Source organism: Kitasatospora sp. RG8 (assembly GCF_017813315.1).
Lineage (GTDB): Bacteria > Actinomycetota > Actinomycetes > Streptomycetales > Streptomycetaceae > Kitasatospora.
The window spans coordinates 69,225-89,556 of sequence record NZ_JAGIYX010000025.1 but is presented as its reverse complement, the minus strand read 5'-3'; the positions used below and the strand labels follow the sequence as shown (position 1 = coordinate 89,556).

At 74.7% G+C, this 20,332-nt stretch carries 16 protein-coding genes; 11 read left to right on the top strand and 5 right to left on the bottom strand.

The genetic code is table 11. The annotated features are described in order from the left end of the window. Positions 1-44 precede the first annotated feature (44 nt). The 7 genes from J5Y04_RS29950 (at position 45) to J5Y04_RS29920 (ending at position 11,379) form a co-directional block, all read left to right on the top strand. Positions 45-2,816 carry a PKD domain-containing protein gene (locus tag J5Y04_RS29950; RefSeq protein ID WP_209415523.1) on the top strand — a complete coding sequence of 924 codons (2,772 nt, stop codon included), beginning with the start codon at positions 45-47 and terminating at the stop codon, positions 2,814-2,816. 311 nt (positions 2,817-3,127) lie between these two features. Beyond that, a complete protein-coding gene (locus J5Y04_RS29945; RefSeq protein ID WP_209415522.1) occupies positions 3,128-5,953 on the top strand; it encodes a PKD domain-containing protein in 2,826 nt (941 codons plus the stop codon). Positions 5,954-6,045: 92 nt separating this feature from the next. Continuing rightward, entirely contained in the window at positions 6,046-7,059 is a 1,014-nt protein-coding gene (locus J5Y04_RS29940) for a 3-oxoacyl-ACP synthase III family protein (RefSeq protein ID WP_209415521.1), read from the top strand. After that, positions 7,056-7,805: a glycosyltransferase family 2 protein gene (locus J5Y04_RS29935; protein WP_307853372.1), complete on the top strand. Its 750-nt coding sequence runs from the start codon at positions 7,056-7,058 to the stop codon at positions 7,803-7,805. Before J5Y04_RS29940 ends, J5Y04_RS29935 begins: the two co-directional genes overlap by 4 nt. An 81-nt stretch (positions 7,806-7,886) precedes the next feature. Continuing rightward, entirely contained in the window at positions 7,887-9,365 is a 1,479-nt protein-coding gene (locus J5Y04_RS29930; protein WP_209415520.1) for a class I adenylate-forming enzyme family protein, read from the top strand. Continuing rightward, the gene (locus J5Y04_RS43305) at positions 9,362-10,465 is read left to right on the top strand and encodes a cytochrome P450 (protein WP_209415519.1); all 1,104 of its coding nucleotides are present in this window, start codon (positions 9,362-9,364) and stop codon (positions 10,463-10,465) included. Before J5Y04_RS29930 ends, J5Y04_RS43305 begins: the two co-directional genes overlap by 4 nt. Then, positions 10,456-11,379 (top strand): NAD(P)-dependent oxidoreductase, encoded by a 924-nt coding sequence (locus J5Y04_RS29920; protein ID WP_209415518.1) that lies wholly within the window; start codon positions 10,456-10,458, stop codon positions 11,377-11,379. Before J5Y04_RS43305 ends, J5Y04_RS29920 begins: the two co-directional genes overlap by 10 nt. Before the next feature lie 48 nt (positions 11,380-11,427). Here the strand turns inward: J5Y04_RS29920 and J5Y04_RS29915 are convergent, their stop codons facing one another. Continuing rightward, positions 11,428-11,628 carry a DUF5326 family protein gene (locus J5Y04_RS29915; RefSeq protein ID WP_209415517.1) on the bottom strand — a complete coding sequence of 67 codons (201 nt, stop codon included), beginning with the start codon at positions 11,626-11,628 and terminating at the stop codon, positions 11,428-11,430. Positions 11,629-11,894: 266 nt separating this feature from the next. Here J5Y04_RS29915 and J5Y04_RS29910 point away from each other — a divergent pair, with 266 nt between their 5' ends. Both J5Y04_RS29910 and J5Y04_RS29905 read left to right on the top strand, forming a co-directional pair. Next, a complete protein-coding gene (locus J5Y04_RS29910) occupies positions 11,895-13,199 on the top strand; it encodes a hypothetical protein (protein WP_209415516.1) in 1,305 nt (434 codons plus the stop codon). Positions 13,200-13,367: 168 nt separating this feature from the next. Further along, the gene (locus tag J5Y04_RS29905; RefSeq protein WP_209415515.1) at positions 13,368-14,624 is read left to right on the top strand and encodes a hypothetical protein; all 1,257 of its coding nucleotides are present in this window, start codon (positions 13,368-13,370) and stop codon (positions 14,622-14,624) included. Between the two features lie 52 nt (positions 14,625-14,676). Here J5Y04_RS29905 and tenA read toward each other — a convergent pair whose 3' ends face one another. Further along, the gene (gene tenA, locus J5Y04_RS29900) at positions 14,677-15,345 is read right to left on the bottom strand and encodes a thiaminase II (RefSeq protein WP_245205697.1); all 669 of its coding nucleotides are present in this window, start codon (positions 15,343-15,345) and stop codon (positions 14,677-14,679) included. 43 nt (positions 15,346-15,388) lie between these two features. Further along, positions 15,389-15,706, bottom strand: a complete 318-nt coding sequence (locus tag J5Y04_RS29895) for a cupin domain-containing protein (RefSeq protein WP_209415582.1) — start codon at positions 15,704-15,706, stop codon at positions 15,389-15,391. A gap of 101 nt (positions 15,707-15,807) precedes the next feature. Here J5Y04_RS29895 and J5Y04_RS29890 point away from each other — a divergent pair, with 101 nt between their 5' ends. Together J5Y04_RS29890 and J5Y04_RS29885 are read left to right on the top strand one after the other, a co-directional pair. Continuing rightward, a complete protein-coding gene (locus tag J5Y04_RS29890) occupies positions 15,808-16,185 on the top strand; it encodes a phage holin family protein (RefSeq protein WP_209415514.1) in 378 nt (125 codons plus the stop codon). Positions 16,186-16,366: 181 nt separating this feature from the next. Then, positions 16,367-16,894: an NUDIX domain-containing protein gene (locus tag J5Y04_RS29885; protein ID WP_148643784.1), complete on the top strand. Its 528-nt coding sequence runs from the start codon at positions 16,367-16,369 to the stop codon at positions 16,892-16,894. A 130-nt stretch (positions 16,895-17,024) separates the two neighbouring features. Here the strand turns inward: J5Y04_RS29885 and J5Y04_RS29880 are convergent, their stop codons facing one another. After that, a complete protein-coding gene (locus J5Y04_RS29880) occupies positions 17,025-18,716 on the bottom strand; it encodes a globin domain-containing protein (protein ID WP_307853371.1) in 1,692 nt (563 codons plus the stop codon). Positions 18,717-19,016: 300 nt separating this feature from the next. Continuing rightward, a complete protein-coding gene (locus J5Y04_RS29875) occupies positions 19,017-20,327 on the bottom strand; it encodes a dihydrolipoamide acetyltransferase family protein (protein WP_209415580.1) in 1,311 nt (436 codons plus the stop codon). Positions 20,328-20,332: the final 5 nt, after the last annotated feature.

Genomic DNA, 20,332 nt, shown 5'->3' with positions numbered 1-20,332 from the left:
CGTCGAGCAGCAATGGACATTCACAAACCGGGGGGAAGCACAAAGTGCGCCTTCGTCATGCCGTCGGCCTCAGCGCCGCCGTGGTCTCAGCAGTGGTCGGACTGCCGCTCCCGGCGGTCGCGGCCGAGCCCGCCGCCGTCGTGTACGTCGACAACAGCCCGTCCGTCGGCTGCGACGACCACGGCACCGGTACCGCCGCCAAGCCCTACTGCACCGTCCAGGCGGCGGCCGACGCCGCCCTGCCCGGGCAGACCGTCCAGCTCGCGCCCAACACCGAGCAGCTCGGTGACCTCGTCATCACGCGCTCGGGCGAGATCGGCAAGCCGATCACCTTCCGCGGCAGCCCGTTCACCGGCATCAACGACTACACCCAGCCGTCGATCAGCCCGAAGTCGCGCAACCCGATCCGGCTCACCAACGTCCACGACGTCGTCGTCACCGGCCTCGGCCTGCCGACGGTGGAGCTCTCCGGCTCCTCCCGGGTGGAGCTGTCGCAGAACTGGTACGAGGAGGTGGGGGAGAGTCTGCGACCCGCGGTCGCCGTCAGCGGCCAGGTCGAGCAGATCACGATCGAGCGGTCGGTCTTCTACCACACCCGCGGCCTCGTCATCGGTGCCGGCGCCCAGCACACCACCATCGCCGCCAACCAGTTCAGCATGTCGGCCGGCGTCGCGATCGACGTCACCGACGCCCCCGACACCGTCGTCAACAACAACACGCTCACCGGCGGCCTCACGCAGGGCCTCGCCCTGAAGGGCGCCTCCGCGGGCTCGGCGATCGTCAACAACATCGTGAACGGGTCCAGCGTGTCGGTCTCGGCGGCCTCCGCCACCGGCACCAGGCTCGACTACAACATCGTCCACCCGGTCCAGGGCCTGCCGGCCTACACCTGGGCCGACCGGGGCTACCAGTCGCCCGCCGAGCTGAACTCCGCCACCGGCCAGGGCGCCCACGACATCGACCACGCGATCACCTTCGAGAACGCGTTCCTGCCGCTCGCCGTCCCGACGCTGGACAGCAACGCCGCGATCGACTCCGCCGACCCGCTGCCGGTCCGCGGCTCCTTCACCGACCTGGTGGGCAACGCCCCCACCGACCACCCGCTGGTCGCCAACGGCGGCCCGAACAGCAGCTTCCGCGACCGCGGCTCCTACGAGGTGCAGGGCCTGCTGTCGGTCGAGCTCAAGGCCGCCGGCACCGTCCACCCGGCCCCCACCGGCCCGGGCCCGCTCACGGTCGACCTCACCGCCGAGGCCTTCAACCAGTGGGGCGGCGCGCTCACCTACACCTTCGACTTCGGGGACGGCAGCGCGCCGCTGACCACCCCAGAGAAGACCGTCCGGCACACGTACCTCAAGACCGGCGGCTTCGTCCCCAAGGTCACCGTGATCGACGGCCGCGGAGGCCGGAAGTCCGACGCCGTCGACTCCCCGGTCACCGTCACCACGGACAGCCCGATGACCCTGTCGCTGACCGGCCACGCCAACAGCCAGCGGGACCCGCTCGGCTTCCAGGTCGACGCCACCGGCACCACCTCGCCCTGGGCGATCACCAGCTACACGTTCGACTTCGGCGACGGCACCACGCCCACCACCAACAACGTCGGCAAGGCCGAGCACGCCTTCGCCGAGCCCGGCACGCACACCGTCAAGGTGACGGTGACCGACGACTCGGGCCAGACCCGCAGCGGCGACCTCCCGGTCACCGTCAACTACGACGCGGCCGGCTTCAAGGCGCTCTCCCCGACCCGGGTGCTCGACACCCGCTGGCCGGGCGCCCAGAACCACAAGCTCGGCCCCGGCGAGACGTGGAACCTCAACGTCCGCTACCCCAGCGCCACCGGCGGCGCGACCGTGGTGCCGCCCGGCGCCACCGCGGTCGTCCTCAACCTGACGGCGACCGAGGGCACCCAGAACAGCTTCCTGAGCGCCTACCCGACCGGCGGGGCGCGGCCGATCACCTCGAACGTCAACTTCGGCCCCAACCAGGACGTCGCCAACCTGGTGACCGTCCCGGTCGGCCCCGACGGCCAGGTGACCATCCGCAACAACGCCGGCACGGTGCACGTCGTCGGGGACGTCCTCGGCTACTACTCCCCGTTCACCGACCAGTGGTACCAGCCGGTCGCCCCGGCCCGGCTGCTGGACACCCGCACCACCGGCACGCCGCTCGGGCAGGACTCCTCCCGCCGGCTGAAGATCGCCGGCCAGGGCGGCGTCCCCGCCGACGCGACCTCGGTGGTCCTCAACATCACCTCCACCGAGTCCAGCGCCAAGAGCTTCTTCACCGCCTACCCGGCCGGCAGCGCGCTGCCCGTCAACGGCTCCAACCTCAACACGGTGCCCGGCCGGGACATCCCCAACCAGGTGGTCGTCCCGCTGGGCGGTGACGGGTCCATCGACATCTACAACCACGTCGGCACCGCCCACGCCGTCGTGGACGTCTTCGGCTACTACACGCCGAACGGCAAGGGCCGGTTCGTCCCCGTCGTCCCGACCCGTCTGCTGGACTCCCGTGACAACGGCGGCGCCAAGCTCGGCCCCGGCGGCACCCGCACCGTGAACGGCGTGCCGGCCGGCGCCATGGCCGCCGCGGTCAACCTGACGGCGACCGAGACCGAGGAGAAGACCCACCTCATCGCCTGGGCCACCGGCTCGCCCCGCCCCGACACCAGCAACCTGAACGCCAGCCCGAGCCTGGACGTGCCCAACCACGCCACCGTCCCGGTGGACGCGCAGGGCCGGTTCGACCTGTTCAACAACGCCGGCAACACCCACGTGGTCGCCGACCTCTTCGGCTACTACCAGGCCTGGTGACACCCGGGCACCCTCCGGGGTGACCCGTCCGTCCGCGCAGTCCGCCCGCGCCCGCCCGAGTACCCGTACTCGGGCGGGCGCGGTGCTGTCCGCCGGAGCACGGCGGACACCGGTGGGCCGTTTCGTCCGCGTACGTCCTCAACCGCCCGACCGGACCGGACGGCACGTCAATCCCCGCTCCACGACGGTGATCACCGTGCCGATAGCCTGCGCGTCAGCCTCGTCCGCCTCGTCCGTCCCGTCCATCCCGCAGGGCGGCCGGGCGAAGCACCTGAACCGACCTGTCCGTGCCCGTTCCGGGGGAAACACCAGTGCGCCTTCGTCATTCCGTGGTGCTCGGCACCGCCATAGCCTCCGCCGCCGTCGGCCTTCCGTTCTCCGCGGCGGCCGCCGAACCGCCGGCCGTCCTGTACGTCGACAACACGCCGTCGAAGCCGTGCGACGACTCCGGCACCGGAAGCCAGGCGGTGCCGTTCTGCACCCCGCAGGCCGCCGTCGACGCCGCCCGGCCGGGTCAGACGGTCCAGTTGGCCGCCCGCACCTGGAAGGGCGAGCTGCGGATCACCCGCTCCGGCGAGCCCGGCCGGCCGATCGTGATCAACGGCTCCCCCCTCGCCCCCGACGGCGGGCCGAAGCAGCCGGTCCTGCGCAACACCGCCGGACACGCGATCCGGCTCTCCGGCGCCCACGACGTGGTCGTCCGCGGCCTCGCGGTCCTCGACACCCCCGAGCCGGTGCTGATCGAGAACTCCAGCCGGGTCACCGTCGACCAGCTCTACCTGTTCCAACGGCCGACCGGCTCCGCGGAGCCCCCGGTCGTGCCCGGCGCCGCCACGGTCAGGGTCACCGGCACCAGCGACTCCACCACGATCAGCCGCTCGGTGATCGGCTACGGCCGCGGGGTGGTCCTCGACGCCGGCACCCGGGGGACCACGGTCGTCGGCAACGACCTCAGCTCCAACACCGAGGGCGCGGTCAAGGCCACCGACGCCGTCGGCACCGTGGTCGTCAACAACACCATCACCCTGCCGATCGGCCCGGGTGTGCGGCTGGCGGGTGCCTCCACGGGCGCGACCGTCGAGAACAACGTGGTCATCCCGAACCTCGGGAACCCGGGCAACGGCCACGGCCTCATCGTCGTCGAGGCCGGCGCCGTCGCCGGGACGAAGGTGGACTACAACGTCGTCCACCCGACCGGCACCGACCCGGCCTACGTCTGGGCGGGGACGGCCCACCGCGGCCCCGCCGAACTGACCGCCGCCACCGGGCAGGGCTCGCACGACCTCGACTCCGACATCGGGTTCCGGGACGCCATGATCGGGGGCTACCACCGGCCGACCGCCACCGCCGACGCGCTGATCGACTCCGCCGACCCGGACGCACCCGGGGTGCTCGACTCCGACATGTGGGGCCGGGCCGTCGTGGACGCGCCCCACATCGCCAACTCCGGCCCGGGAGCGAGCGCCCGCGATCGCGGCGCGACCGAGATCCACGGCCTGGCCGGCGTCAACCCCGTGATCACCGGTACCGAAACGCCGTCCCCGCAGGGGCCCGTCCCGCTGACGGTCGAGATGTCCGCCGGGGCGTCCAACGGCTGGCCCACCGCGCTCACCTACACGTACAACTTCAAGGACGGCAGCGCCCCCCTGGTGACCACCGAGGCCACCGTCCGGCACACCTACACCGCCGCCGGCACCTTCAAGCCGACCGTGACGGCCGCCGACGGGACCGGCGACACGGTCAGCGGGGAGCCGTTCGAGCGGGTCGTCATCGCCTCCGCCCCCGGCCCGCTGAGCGCCCGGCTCACCGTGACCCCGTCCGCCGAGGAGCCGCTCGGCTTCACCTTCACCGCGAGCGCCACCGGCCCGTACCGGATCACCGAGTACGGCATCCTGAGCTACGGCGACGGAGGAGGCGCCCAGTGGGGCCCCGGCAACACCTTCTCCCACACCTACTCCCGGCCCGGCGACTACGACGTGACGCTGGTGGCAAAGGACGAGAAGGGCAACTCCACCTCCTGGGTCCAGAAGGTCACCGCCGCGTACGCGCCGTCCGGCTTCACGGCCCTGCCGCCCGTGCGCGTCGCGGACACCCGGACCCCCGGTACCCGTTACCGCCACGTCGAGGCGGGCGGCACGCTCTACCTCCAGGTCCGCAAGACCCCGGACGGCGCCGCGAGCGGCGTTCCGGCCGGAGCCACCGCCGTCGTGCTCAACCTGACGGCGACCGGCGCCTCCGGGCACGGATTCCTCAGCGCCGCCCCGTCCGGCAGCGGCACCTCCACCACCTCGAACGTCAACTTCGCGCCCGGCCAGGACGTCTCGAACCTGGTGACCGTCCCCGTCGGCCTGAACGGCGAGGTGTCCATCGGCGCACAGGGCGCCTCGCTGGACGTCGTCGCCGACATCCTCGGCTACTACCAGCCCTCCGCCGCCGACAGGTTCACCGCCCTGGCCCCGGCCCGGCTGCTCGACACCCGCGGTGCCGGCGGCCCGGTCGGCCAGGACGCCACCCGCCGCCTGAAGGTGGCCGGCAACGGCGGCGTGCCCGCCACGGCCCGCTCGGTGATCCTCAACGTGACGGCCACCGAGTCCACCGCCAACAGCTACGTCACCGTCCACCCGGCCGGCACCCCGCGCCCCGCCGCCGGCTCCAACCTCAACACCGTCCCCGGCCGGAACATCACCAACCAGGTGGTCGTCCCCCTCGGCACGGACGGCTCGATCGACATCTACAACCACAGCGGCAGCTCGCACGCGGTCGTGGACGTCGTCGGCTACTTCGGCCCCGAGGGCAAGGGGCTGTTCACGCCCGTCCTGCCGAGCCGGTTGCTGGACTCCCGCAGCGGAGCCCCGCTCGGCGCCGGCTCGGTGCGCACCGTCGTCGGCGTCCCCGCCGGTGCCACCGCCGCCGCCGTCAACCTGACCGCCACCGAGACCACCGAGGCCACCCACCTCACCGCCTGGGCCACCGGCACCGCCAAGCCCGGCACCAGCAACCTCAACGCCACCCCGGGCCTGGACGTGCCCAGCCACGGCACCATTCCGGTGGACGCCCAGGGCCGCTTCGACATCGCCAACAACGCCGGTTCCACCCACGTGGTCGCCGACCTCTTCGGCTACTACCGCAACCAGTAACCCGGCCCCCGCACCGATCGAGTAGCCCGCCCGCGCCCACCTGAGTACCCGTACTCAGGTGGGCGCGGCGCCGTCCGCCGGAGCATGGGGGCATGCACCCAGCAGCCACCGCACGGATCGGCATCACCGCCGTCGGATCCCACCTGCCCGCCCGCCGCCTGACCTCCCAGCAGCTCCAGGACGAGGTCACCGCGGGCGGCCGGCTCCGCCTCCCGGAGCGGATGTTCGAGAAGGCGACCGGCATCGTCACCCGGCACTTCGCGGCCGACGGCGAGTACGCCTCCACCCTGGCGGTCGGCGCCGCCCGGCGCGCCCTGGACGCCCGCGGCCTGGACCCGTCCGACGTCGACCTGCTGCTGTACGCCTCCGCCACCCGGGACATCTGCGAGCCGGCCACCGCACACCTCGTCCAGGCCGAACTCGGCTCGCGAGCCCATGCGTTGGACGTCAGCAACGCCTGCAACAGCTTCCTCAACGGGATCGACCTGGCCCGCGCGATGATCCTGGCCGGCCGGGCCCGGCGCGCCCTGGTGGTCACCGGCGAGACGCCCAGCCGGGCAATGCGCCGCGACCCGGGCGGCCTGGCCGACTTCCGGGACGGCTTCGCCGGCTACACCTTCGGGGACGCCGGCGCGGCCGTGGTGGTCGAGGCCGTCGAGCGCGGCGGCATCCTCGACGTCGAGACCGAGACGGCCTCCGAGCACTGGGAGGCCGGCGGCATCCCCGGCGGCGGCTCGCGCCACCCGCGCGGCGACGAGTACAGCTACTTCCGGGGCGGCGGCAAGGAGTTGCGCGGCGTCTTCGAGAAGATCGGCGGCGCCATCCTGACCAGGGTGGCGGCCCGCACGGGCCTCGGCTGGGACGACTACGCCCGGGTGCTGGTGCACCAGGTCACCGTCCCCTACCTGGACCGGTTCGTGGAGCTGACCGGGGTGCCCGCGGAGAAGCTGGTGCTCACCGTCCCGGAACTGGGCAACATCGCCAGTGCCACCATCGGTGTCCAACTGGACCGAATACGGCCTGAGTTGAACCCGGGTGACAAGGTGCTGCTGATCGGCCTCGGCGGCGGGGTCAGCCTGATGACGATGGTCTGGGAGGCGTCGTGAACGCCCCGACCAAGCTCTGGGTGGTCGTCCCCGCCTACCAGGAGGAGGCCCGGATCGAGGGCACGCTCAACGCCCTCGCCGCCCAGCGGGACCGGGAGTTCACCCTGTTGGTGGCCGACAACGGCTCCACCGACCGCACCGTGGCGAAGGTCCGGGCCTTCGCCGAGCGGGCGCCGTTCCCGGTCGAGGTCCTGGTCGAGCCGGAGAAGGGGGTCGGCTCGGCGATCGACACCGGGTTCCGGCACGCCATCGCGCGCGGCGCCACCCTGCTCGCCCGCACCGACGCCGACTGCCTGCCGGAACCCGGCTGGACGGCCGCCGCCCGCGCCGGGATGACCGAGTCCCGCGGCCTGGTCTGCGGCCGGGTCACCGCCCGCCGGGACGAGCACGGGCCGGCCGGGCGGGCGGTGTTCCTGGTCCTGGTGGCGCTCGGCGCCTTCTTCGGCCGGATCCGGCCCGCCCACCGCCGCCGGCACGGCTACCTCACCCCGTACCGGATGCACGCGGGCAACAACATGGCGATCACCGCCGAACTGTACGAGGCGGTCGGCGGGATGCCGCGCCGCCCCTCGCCCACCGACCGGGCGTTCATCAACCGGGTGCGCCGGCACACCACCGCCATCGTCCACCGCCGCGACATGGTGGTGCAGAACTCCACCCGCCGGATCCGCGCGTACGGCGTGGCCGGCACCGCCCGCTGGTACCTGGAGCGGGGCCCCGGCGGGCGCTCCGCCGACGTCCGCTGAGCCCGCCCGCCGACCCGCCGCCCGCCGCCCGACTTCCCGCCGCCGACCCGCCCGCCGACCCCGCCCCGCTGAGGACACACCGTGCTCGACCGGCTCGCCCACGCCCTGCGCACCGTCCACCCCGACCGGCCCGCCGTGCTGCACCACACCCGCACCGGCGCCACCAGGGTCCGGATCCGCCGCGGCGACCTCGCCGACCTCGCCGACGTCTACGCCGCCGCCCTGCACGCCCGCGGCCTCACCGAAGGCGCCACCCTCGGCGTCGCCGTCCGCCCCGGCCCCCGGGCGCTCGCCGTGATGCTCGCCGCGCACCGGCTCGGCCTGCGCACCGCCGTCCTCGACCCGACCGCCGGACCGGACGTGCTCGCCGCCCGCCTCGCCCTGGCCCGGCCCGACCTGGTGCTCGCCGACGCCGCCGCCCAGGCGGTGGCCGGCTGGGCCGGCCCGCTCGCCCGCCGCGCCGACCTCGCACTGCCCCGGCTGGACGCGCTCGGCCCGGTCGCCACCCTCGGCCGCCGGCTGCCCGGCTGCGCGCCCCGGCTGCGCACCGACGCCGCCGCCGTACCCGCGCCCCGTACCGGCGGCCGCGACACCGACGCCGTGATCGTCTTCACCTCCGGCACCACCGCCCGCCCGCGCGCCGTCGTGCACACCCGGGACGGGCTGGCGGCCGGCCTGCGGACCGTCACCGAGCTCGTCGGGCCCCGCCCCGGCACCACCGTGCTCGGCGGCACCTTCTTCGTCCTCGTCCCGGCCCTGGCCGCCGGCGCCACCGTCGCCCTCCCGGCCCGGACGCCCGGCGCACTGGCCCGCCAACTCGCCCGGCTGGCACCGGCCCAGACCTACCTCACCCCGCCCCAGCTGCGCGCCGCCCTGCACTCCGGGGCCCGCTTCTCCGGCCGGGTCTGGACCGGCTCCGCGCCCGCCGACGCCGCCCTGCTGCGCCGGGTCAAGGAGGCCGGCGCCGAGCAGGCCTGGGGCGTGTACGCGCTCACCGAACTGTTCCCGGCCGCCGCCGTCGAGGAGGCCGCGAAGAGCGCCTTCAGCGGCCCCGGCGACCTGGTCGGCGCACCCCTGCCGGGCGTCCGCACCGACCTGGCGCCGGACGGCGAGCTGCTGCTCACCGGCCCCGGCGCCCGCCACCGCTACCTCGGCGAGGACCCCGACCCCTGGGTCCGCACCGGCGACCGCGCCACCCTCACCCCGGACGGCCGGATCGTGCTCGCCGGGCGGCTCAAGGACATGGTGCTGCGCGGCGCCGAGAACATCTACCCCGGCCTGTACGAGCCCTCGCTGCACCTGCCCGGCGTCGAACTCGCCGTCCTGGTCGGTGTCCCGCGCACCGACGCGCCGGGCGACGAACGGCTGGTCGCCCTCGTCCAGCCGCGCCCCGGCACCGACCCGCACCGGCTGCGCACCGCCCTGCAGGGCCCCCTCGACCGGATGGGTGCCGCCCGGCCGGACGCGCTGCTGTTCGGCGCCGTCCCGCTGGCCGGCCGGTCCCGCAAGCCCGACCGGGCCGCTGCCTCCGCCCACTGCGCACGGGAGTTGACCACGTGACCAGCCCGCCGACCCGAGCCGTCCCCGCCCCGGCCGCCGCCTCCCGGGCCGCCCGCCGCCGCGACCGCCGGGTCTACCTGCGAAGCCACCCCGTCCTGTTCGCGCTGCTCTGCGCCACCCGCCGCCGCCCGGTCGTCCGGCTCGGCCGCACCGTCCTGGTGCACGACACCGACGCCTACCGGGAGGTGCTCACCCGCGTCCCGCTCGACCGCACCGCGCCCGGCACCACCGGCGGGGCAGCCGCCGAACTCACCGACGGCGGGCTGCTGTTCGACCAGGAGGGCAGCGAACACCGGGCCGCCCGCCGCGTGCTGGCCGGCGACCTCGGCGCCGGCGCGCTCGACCGGATCCGGCCGCACTGGCAGGCCGTCCTCGCCGACCGGGTCCCGGCCCTCGCCACCGGGCGGCTCGAACTCGTCGACCTCGCCCTGGAACTGGCCGGGGTGACGACCGCCGCGCTGACCGACTCCGACGCCTGCCCGCGCGCCCTCGCCCGGGCCGCCGCCGAGACCGCCGCGGCGGCCGCCGCCGACCACCTGCCCGGCCCGCGCCGCCCCGGCCGCCGGACCGACGCGACCACGGCCGCAACCGGGCTGACCGCCCTGCTCCCCGACCCGCTCGACGCCATGCTCGCCGTCGCCGCTGTCAACACCACGGTGGCCGCCCTCCCCCGGGCCGTCGCCTGGTGCGCCGACGCCGCCCTCTGGCCGACGGTGGACGCCTCGACCGCGCCCCGGCTCGCCGCCGAACTGCTCCGGCTCACCGCCCCCTCGCCGCTGCTCCCCCGGGTGGCCGCCGCCGACGCCACCGTGGCCGGCCGCCCGGTCCGGGCCGGCGACCGGCTGGTCCTGGTCGCCCGGCACGCCGCCCGGGCCCACCGGACCACCCCCGCCCCCGGGCCGGCCGCCGCCCAGGCCGTCTTCGGCGCGGGCCCGCACGCCTGCCCCGGTGCCGGCCTGGCCCGCGCCCAGCTCGCCGATGTCCTGCTCGCCCTGGCCCCGTACCGGCCGGTGGTCACCCGTGCCCGCGTCGACCGCCGCGCCGCCCTGCCCGGCTACGCGGAACTCGCCGTCCGGTCGGGAGCCCGCCGATGCGGATAGCCGTCACCGGCGCCGGCGGCTTCTGCGGCTCGCACGTCGCCCTCGCCGCCGACGCGCTCGGCCTCGACGTGCACTGCTACGGCCGCTCCCCCGGCCCGGTCGGGCGGCACGTCCGCTGGGACGCCACCGAGGGGGCGCCGGACCTCACCGGCACCGACCTCGTGGTGCACTGCGCGGCGGCCGTCGCCGACCTGCCCCCGGGCTCCCCCGGCGAGGCCGGCCAGTACGCCGTCAACGTCACCGGCACCGAACGCCTGATGCGCGCCGCGGCCGGCCGCCCGGTCGTCTGGGTGAGCAGCGCCAGCGTCTACGACCCCCGGACGAGCCGCGAGGGTGTCACCGAGCGCCACCCCACCGAGGGCGGCCACCTCAACGCGTACGGGCGGACCAAGGCCGCCGGCGAACGGATCGCGCTGGCGGCGGGCGCCGTCGTGCTGCGCCCGCGCGCCGTCTACGGTCCGGGCGACCCGCACCTCGCCCCGCAGCTGCTGGCCCGCGCCCGGCGCGGCCTGCTGCTGCTCCCCGGCGGCGACGTCCGGATCAGCCTCACCGCCGTGCAGAACCTCGCCGACGCGTGCCTGGCCGCGCTGGGCCTGACCGGCCGGGCCCCCTGGGCCCCGGGCGCGTACAACATCGCCGACGGCCGGTCCTACCGGCGGGACGACGCCGTCCGCCGGGTGCTGGCCGCCCACGGCGTCCGGGCGCGGATCGGCCACGTGCCCGTGCCGCTCGCCCGGCTGGCCGCCCGCACCGGGCGGTTCCCCGGGCTGACGCCCTACGCGGTCGACCAGCTCGCCAACAGCGTCACCCTCGACCTCACCCGGGCCCGCGCCCAGCAGTGGCAGCCGCGCTGGGACCTCGACACGGTGGCGCTCCACCCGCCGGCCCGGGCCGGCTCCCCGGCGGACGACTGACGCCCGCACCCCCGGCGAGGGGGTACGGGCGTCCGTGGGGCCGGTGGGTCAGCTCTTGGCGGCCTTCTTCACCAGGATCACCACCGCGGCGGCGATCCCGACCACCACCAGCAGCTTGAAGGCCAGGCTCAGCAGCGCGCCCACCACGCCGAAGACGAACCCGACGATGTTCCAGGCCAGGATCAGCACCAGCACCGGGACGACGATGTTGCGCACCCACGAGGGCAGCGACTTCCAGAACTCAGCCATGTCCGTTCCTTCTCTCCCCTCGGGCCGGCTGCCGTCCGGTGCCGCATCCCGCTTGCTTTCGATACTTCGATCGTACGGGGGCGCACGTGCCGGAACGAGAGCCAACGGCCCGGAGAGAACCCGGAGATCGCCCTGACCCGGCCCCCCGGGAAAACCCCCGGGAATTCCTTCGTCCCGCCTGCAACCCCGGCCGGGTCCAGACGTCCTGGAGATACAGGGGTATCCGGAACTACCGGTGCACCAGCATCACTTGGGGGGAACCAAGCATGCGTGTCCGTACTGCCACCGCCGTCGCCGCCCTCACGGCCCTGACCCTGACCGCACCGCTCCTGGCCATGTCACCGGCCGTCGCCGCGCCGGCCGTCGCACCGGCCGTCGCACCGGCGATGATCCCGACCGACACCACCCCGGCCGCCTTCGTGCCCACCGGGCTCAAGCGCGTCCTGGACACCCGCGACGCCCAGCGGACGCCGGACCTCCAGCGGCGTCCGCTCGGCCCCGGCGAGAACTACTCGGTGCCGCTCTCCGCCTGGGCGGACGAGGCTCCGCGCGAGCGCCCGGTCGTCCCCACCGACGCGACCGCCGTGATCGTCAACGTGACCGCCACCAACCCCAGCACCGCCGGCCACCTCACCGTCCGCCGGGACGCCGCGCAGCCGGGCGCGCCGCTGACCTCGACCCTCAACTTCAAGGCCGGCGAGACGGTCTCCAACATGATCAGCGTGGCGGTCGACGAGCGTGCGGTCGGCGCATCGCCGCAGATCAGCGTGTACAACAGCGCCGGCAACACCGATGTCGTGGTCGACGTGGTGGGCTACTACCGGCAGGGTGCCGCGGACAAGTACGAGCCGGTGAGGCCGACCCGGCTGGCCGACACCCGCACCACCGGCGGGAAGGTCGGACAGGGCGGCGTCCTCTCGGTCGACGCCGCGCGCAAGGACCTCGGCGCCGGGGACGCCAAGGCGGTGCTGCTGAACGTCACCGCCGTCACGCCCGGCACCGACGGCCACGTCACCGCGTACCCGTCCGGCTCGGCCCGCCCGGCCGAGGGCTCCAACCTCAACTACGCGGCGGGGCGAACGGTCGCCAACCAGGTGGTCGTCCCGGTCGGCCGCGACGGCAAGGTCGACCTCGCCAACATCGGCGGCCCCACCGACGTGGTGGTCGACCTGATCGGCTTCTACAGCCCCTCGGGCCACGGCCTGTACAGCGCGCTCCGCGAGCAGGGCCGGCTGTTCGACACCCGGGGCCGCGGGGTCGGCCTCCTGCCGTACTCCGCCACGGCTGTGCCGGTGTCCGGCATCGGCTTCATGCCGCCGCACCCGTGGGTGGTCACCCTCAACGTGACCGCGACCGAGCCGACCGCCGCCGGCCACCTGGAGGCGAACGGGGTCGACTCCACCTCGACCGGCACGTCGAACCTCAACTGGACGCCGGGCCGGACGGTCGCCAACGGCGTCACCACCGAGACCGCCGCGGTCCAGGGTTCCGACGGCGCCGTGTGGTTCCGCAACAACGCGGGCTCCACCCACCTGCTCGTCGACGCCACCGGCTACTTCACCACCGGCTGACCGTCGCGGCACCGGTTCCGGCGGTCCGATCCCACGGGGGGGACCGGACCGCCGGGCGCGGTCGGGCAAATGTTCGGTCAAGTCCCGCAACCTTTGCCCCACTTGGCGGTCTACCAGGACAGAGACCTCCGGCCCGTGCCGGAGGCTACCGTCACACGGGGAGAACACATGCACGCAAGACCCGCCGCCCTCGCCGCGATCACCGCGCTGGTCCTCACCGGGCCCGCCGTCATCGCGGCCCCGGCCGCCGTGGCCGCCACGGCCGCACCCGCCGCCGCCACGGCCGGCGACCTCACCACCCCGGGCGGCTTCACCGGGATGAGCCCGACCCGGGTCCTGGACACCCGGAACGCCATGTTCGTCCCGAACGGCCAGCAGCGGCCGCTCAACCCCGACGAGTACTACACGACCCCGCTCGTGACGTTCACCTCGCACATGCCGCCGACCACCCACCCCGTGGTGCCCGCCGACACGACGGCGGTGGTGGTCAACGTGACGGCGACCAGCCCGACCGCCGACAGCTACCTCACGCTCAGCGCGGCCGGCCACCCCGGTACCGTCCCGGCCACCTCCAGCCTCAACTTCAAGGCCGGCAAGACGGTGTCCAACCTGGTCACCGTCGCGGTGCTCCCCGGCACCACTCCGGCGATCACCGTCTACAACCACGCCGGCACCACCGACGTCGTCCTCGACGTGGTCGGCTACTACCGGGCCGGCGCGACCGACAAGTACGCCCCGCTCACGCCCTCACGGCTGGTCGACAGCCGCAGCGACGGCGGCCGGCTCGGCTGGGACGGCGTCCGTTCGGTCCAGGTCGCCAGGCCCGAGCTCGGCACGGCCGACGCCCGCGCGGTGATCCTCAACGTCACCGCCACCGAGGGTACGGCGGACAGCTTCCTGGCGGTCTACCCGACCGGCACGGAGCGGCCCTTCGTGGGCTCGAACGTCAACTTCGGTGCGGGGAAGACCGTTCCGAACCAGGTCGTGGTCCCGGTCGGCGCCGACGGGAAGATCGACGTCTACAACCACGTCGGCTCGGTGGACGTCGTCGTCGACCTCGTCGGCTACTACGGCCCCTCCGGCACCGGGCTGTTCAGCGCACTCGGCACCCCGGTCCGGGCCTACGACACCCGGAGCTCGGCGGCCGTCGAGCCCGGCGGCACCCGTACCGTCCCGGTGGTCCAGGGCCAGGTCATCGGCGCGGCCCTCAACGTGACCGCCACCGAGCCGACCACCGACGGCCACCTCACGGTGTACCCCGCCGCGGCGGCCCGGCCGGACACGTCCAACCTCAACTTCACCGCCGGACTGACCGTGGCCAACTCCGTCACCACCAGGACCGACGACGGACGCGTCTCGATCTACAACAACGACGGCTACACCCACGTGATCGCCGACCTCACCGGCGTCTTCGTCGCGGGCTGACGCCCCGGGGCCGTTCCCCCCGTGCGGGCGCACGGGGGGAACGGCCCTCCGGTCAGACCGGCCAGGTCTCGCCGCGCCAGGCGGCGTCCCAGAACATCCACTCGTACCGCGAGGTGGTGGTGAAGTGCTCCACCACCCGGCGGCGTTCGGCCGGGGAGATCTCCTCGCCGAGCCGGTCGGTGAGCGCGAGCACCCGGCGCACCACGGACTGGAAGGCCTCGTCGCCGTAGGTGGCGATCCACTTGGCGTACAGCGGGTCGGGGGAGCCCTTGGCAAGCAGCTCGTCGCCCACCCGGGCGTAGATCCAGTAGCAGGGCAGCACCGCACCGACCGCCTCGGCGAAGGAGCCGCCGTAGACGGTGGCCAGCAGGTAGCTGGTGTACGCGCGGGTGGTGGGCAGCACCGGCTCGGCGGCGGCCTCCTCGGCGCTGCCGCCGAAGGCGGTCATGAAGTCGGCGTGCATGCCCTGCTCGGCCGCCAGCGCGCCGACCGCGTCGTCGGCGAAGGCCCGCACCTCCTCCTCGCCGGGCGCCTTGGCGGCGCAGACGGCGAGCGCGCGGGCGTAGTCGCGCAGGTAGTGCGAGTCCTGGACGACGAAGTGGCGGAACGCCTCGCGCGGCAGGGTGCCGTCGGTGAGGCCGCCGATGAAGGGGTGGTCGAGGATCTTGGCGTAGACCGGCTCGATCGCCGCCCAGAGTTCTTCCGTCAGGCTCAGGCTCATACCCCGACCCTAACCGGGCGGCCGCCGCCGGCCACGGCGCCGTTCAGTCCTCGGGCGGGGAGAACACCACCAGCACCCGCAGCTCCTCGGTGACGTGGTGGAACCGGTGCGGCACACCCGCCGGGACGTAGACCACCGTCCCGCGGGCCACCGTCGTGGTCTCGTCGCCGACGGTCAACTCGGCCCGTCCGCTGACCACCTGGTAGATCTCGTCCTGGGTGTGCGCGGTCTGCGGGTCGGTGTCGCCGGGGGAGAGCGCGTAGAGGCCGGCGGACATCCGCGGCTCGCGCAGGAATCGCAGGTAGGCGCCGTCGTTGGCGGCGCGCTCGGCGTCCAGTTCGTCCAGCCGGAACAGCTTCATCGGGGCGCCTTCCTCCTCCGGGTCCGGGTCCTGGGGCATTCAACACCAAACTTGCTCGTCAGGAGCTTCCCCCGCCCCGACGGGCCTGCGACGCTGGCCCCATGAAGGGTTTCGTCATCAAGACACTTATCAACGCGGCCGCGATCTGGGTGGCCGCCTGGATCGTCGCCGGCATCACGCTGACCGGCGACGACTGGCAGCAGAAGAGCCTGACGGTGATCGCCGTGGCGCTGGTCTTCGGCGTCGTGAACTGGCTGATCAAGCCGGTGGTGAAGCTGTTCTCGCTGCCGCTGTTCATCCTCACCCTGGGGCTGATCACCTTCGTCATCAACGCCCTGATGCTCTGGCTGACCTCCTGGGCCTCGGACAAGCTCAACCTGGACTTCCACGTCGACGGGTTCTGGGCCGCGCTGTTCGGCGCGCTGATCATCAGCCTGGTCTCCTGGGGCCTCAACCTGGCGCTCGGCGACGACGACTGAGCCGCCGCGCCCCGCGGCGGCCCGAGCGAACGACCCCGGCGGAGGGGGCCCGCACCCGGTTCCCCACCGGGACGGGCCCCCTCCGAGCACCACCCGAACGGACGCACCCGGCCGCACCGGTGTTTCGGCCCCGGCCGCCTGCGGGAGACTCCCGCACAACGCTCCGGCCACGGAGGTCGCCATGCGCACCCCGCCCCGCCCCGTCGTCAAACGCACCGCGCGGGCGATCCTGCTGGAACTCGACCCGGACGACCCGCACGGCCCGGCCTCGATCGTGCTGATCAAGCGCACCAGGCCCGGCTCCCCGCACCCGTACTGGATCACCCCGGGCGGCGGCGTCGAGCGCGGCGACCGCACCGTCGTCGACGCCCTGCACCGCGAGGTCGACGAGGAGCTCGGCGGCAAGGTGGTGGACGTCGTCCCCGCCTTCGTCGACACCGTCAGCCACACGCACCACGACGACGGCACCCTGCTCCACCCGCACGGGGTCAAGGTGCAGCACTTCTTCGCCTGCCGGCTCGCCTCGATGGACCTCGCACGGCGGCACGGGCCCGAGGTGGAGGAGCCCAACGGGGAGTACGAGGTGGTCCGGCTGCCCTTCACCCGGGAGGGCGTCACCTCGGTCAACGTCGTCCCGCCGAGTCTGCGCGCCTACCTGGCGGCCAACATCGAGGGCGTCCGGGCGCTCCTGGCCCCGGACCTCGGCTGAGCCCCGCGCGGCCGGGCGGCACGCCCGTCGCCCGGCCCGGCGCCCCGCCCGGCGTTCAGCGCCGGCTGTCCAACGGGCCCGTCCAGCCGGCCGTTCAGCCCGCCGTTCAGCCCGCCGTTCAGCCCGTCGTTCAGCCCGCCGCGAGGTCCCCCACCAGGTCGTGCCGGATCCGCTCCGCCGCCACGCCGGCCCGCAGCAGCACGCCGACCCCGCGCCGGACCATCGCGGCCGGCCCGCTGAGGTACGCGTCCCGGCCGGTCCACGGCCCGAACCGGCCGACGACCTCCGGCAGTTCCCCGGTCAGTGCCCCGCCGCCCGAGGCCCCGTGGCCGGACAGCACCGGGCGCACCGAGAGCCACGGATGGCGCCCGGCCAGCGCGCGCAGGGCCTCCAGGTCGTACAACTCGGCGGCCTGCCGGGCACCGTAGAAGACCTCCACCAACCGTCCGGCCGCGCCGTACTCGGCCACCTCCTCGACCAGCGCGCGGATCGGCGCGATCCCGGTCCCTCCGCCCAGGCAGAGCAGGTCCGCGCCGGACGCGTGGTCGACCGTCATCGCGCCGGCCGCCGGGCCCAGCCGCAACACGTCCCCGGGCGCGGCCCGGTGGACCAGCGCGTTGCTCACCCAGCCCGCCTGGACGGCCTTCACGTGGAAGGTCAGCAGGCCGTCCGGCCGGGGCGCGGTGGCGAAGGAGAAGTGCCGCCAGATCCGGGGCCACCAGGGCGTCTCCATGCTCGTGTACTGCCCGGCCCGGTAGGGGTACGCCTGGTCGGGCCGGACGGTGATCACCGCGACGTCCCCGGTGCGGCGCTCGTGCCCGACCACCTCGCCCTGCCACCAGGGCGGCGAGGTGCGGGCGGCGTCCTCGGCCGCCTCGATCATGATCGAGGAGACCAGCCGGTACACCCGGCGCCAGGCCAGCTCGGTGTCGGCGTCCCAGCGGCCGCCCGCGTACCGCGCCAGCGCCTGCACCAGGCACTCGCCCACCGGGCCGTAGTGGCCGGTCAGCGTGCCGTACCGGCGGTGTCCGCGGCCGAGCGCGCTCAGGTACGTCCGCAGGCCCTCCGGGTCGCCGGCGCTCCGGGCGGCCATCAGCAGCGCACGGAAGAGGCGGTCGCGCTGGACGTCCATGGCGGCCGGGAAGAGCGCGCGGACCTCGGGGTGGTGCAGGAAGATCAGCGCGTAGAAGTGCGCGGTGGCCCGGTCGGCGACCGGCTCGACCACCGCCAGACTGGCCCGGATCAGCTCGATGTCCCGTGCGGTGGGAGGCTGTTCGGCGGCGGTGCGCAGGTCGGGCACGGGCGTGGTGGCCTGCGCCGGACGCGTGTCGCCGAGGGTCTGCAGCGCCCAGGCCCGGCTCCAGTTGTCGCCCGGTCCGGCCCAGTTGAGGCCGGGGGCGTGGGTGAACAGCGGCTCGATCACGGGGGTGGGCGGCCCGGCGGGCGTGGACGGCGCCGGAACGGCGGGCGGCTCGGCCGGCGGGTCGGGGATCGCCGCCCTCACCGGGGCCGCAACCGGGGCCGGGGCGGCGACCGGGGCCGGGGCGGCCAGGCCGACGGGGGCGGGGAGCCCGGACGGCGGCGGGAGGTCCGGCGGGTCCAGCGGCATCGGCGGGAGCACCGTCACGGCGCCCGCCCCGGGAGCCGGCGCAGCCGCCGGCGCGGCGCCCCGGGCCCCGAGCGACGCGAGATCCGCGGCCGCGGCCTCCGGCACGCCGTCCGGCGCGACGTCCGGCAGACCGCCCGGTGCAACGGCCTGCGGGGTGTCCTGTGCGGGGCCCTGCGCGATGCCCCCTGCGACGCCCGGCGTGGTTTCCGACACGGGGCCCGGCATCCCGGGGACGGCCGCGACGCCCGCCGAGCCGTGCCCGCTACGGACCAGAAGTGTTCTGCGGGACTTCACCGCAGCGTTTCGAGTACCCAAGAGAATCGTTTCGCCTCCGGCCGGCCTGCGCCACCACCTGGCTTGTCTCCACTGACGCCTAGGCAGCGTGGCACGCCCGAAGTACTCATCCGACAAATCGCGTGAAGCCCGGACACCCGCCCTCCGCACGCGCTACTCTCGCTCGATCTGCGGTCGCCTTGCGTGGCGTCACGGCCACGCAAGGCGATCATCCGCAGGTCACAGCTGGCGCAACAGCATCCCCGGCTGCTCGACGCAGTCCGCCACGAAGCGCAGGAAGCCGCCCGCCGTGCCGCCGTCGCAGACCCGGTGGTCGAAGGTGAACGACAGCTGGGTCACCTCGCGCACCGCCAACTCGCCCTGGTGGACCCAGGGCTTGCCGACGATCCGGCCGACCCCGAGCATCGCCGCCTCGGGGTGGTTGAGGATCGGGGTCGAGCCGTCCACACCGAACACCCCGTAGTTGTTCAACGTGAACGTCCCGCCGGTGAGTTCGGCCGGCGTCAGCGATCCCACCCGGGCCGCCTCGGTCAACCGGCCAAGCTCCGCGCCGAGTTGCTCGGTGGAGAGCAGCTGGGCATCCCGCACCACCGGGACGACGAGACCGCGTTCACCCTGCGCGGCGAAGCCCAGGTGCACCGCGGAGTGCCGCAGGATGCCGGAACCGTCCTCCGTCACACTGGAGTTGAGCTCGGGGAAGCGCGCCAGCGCGACCGTACAGATCCGCGCCAGCAGCGCCAGCACGCTCACCTTCGGCCCCGGGGTGGAATTCAACTGCCGTCGCAGCGCCATCAGTTCGGTGGCATCGGCGTCCACCCAGCAGGTCGCCGCCGGGATCTCCCGGTGGCTGCGGGTGAGCTTCTCGGCCACCGCCCGGCGCAGCCCGCGCAGCGGGACGACGCCCTCCACGGCGGCCGCCGGTGCCGGTGCGGCCGGAGGCACGGCCCGCGCCGCGACCGCCCGTTCGACGTCCGCGCGCAGGATCAGCCCGTCCGGGCCGCTGCCGGTGACCGACAGCAGGTCGATCCCCTGCTCCCGGGCCGCCCGCCGCACCAGCGGCGAGATCACCGGCACGACCACCGGAGCCGCCGGGGCCACGGGAGCCGCAGGAACCGCAGGTGCCACCGGGGCAGCCACGGCAGCGGCAACGGCGGCGGAACCGGCCGGAACCCCCACCCGCCGCCGGCGGCCGCCCCGGTCCGGCTCCGCGACGCCGTACCCGACCAGCGGCCGCTCCACCCCACCGGCGAGCGTCCCCGCGACGAGCGGCTGCTCGCCCTCCCCGGGCGCCACCGCGACGGTCACCAGCGGCGCGCCGACCGCCACCTCCTCGCCAGGCTCGCCGTACCGGGCGGTGACCACCCCGCCGTACGGGCAGGGCACCTCGACCACGGCCTTGGCGGTCTCCACCTCCACCACCGGCTGGTCGACCGCGATCACGTCACCGACCTCGACCATCCAGCGGACCACCTCCGCCCCGGTGAGGCCCTCACCGAGGTCGGGCAGGGTGAACTCGCGCACGACGGGCATCATCC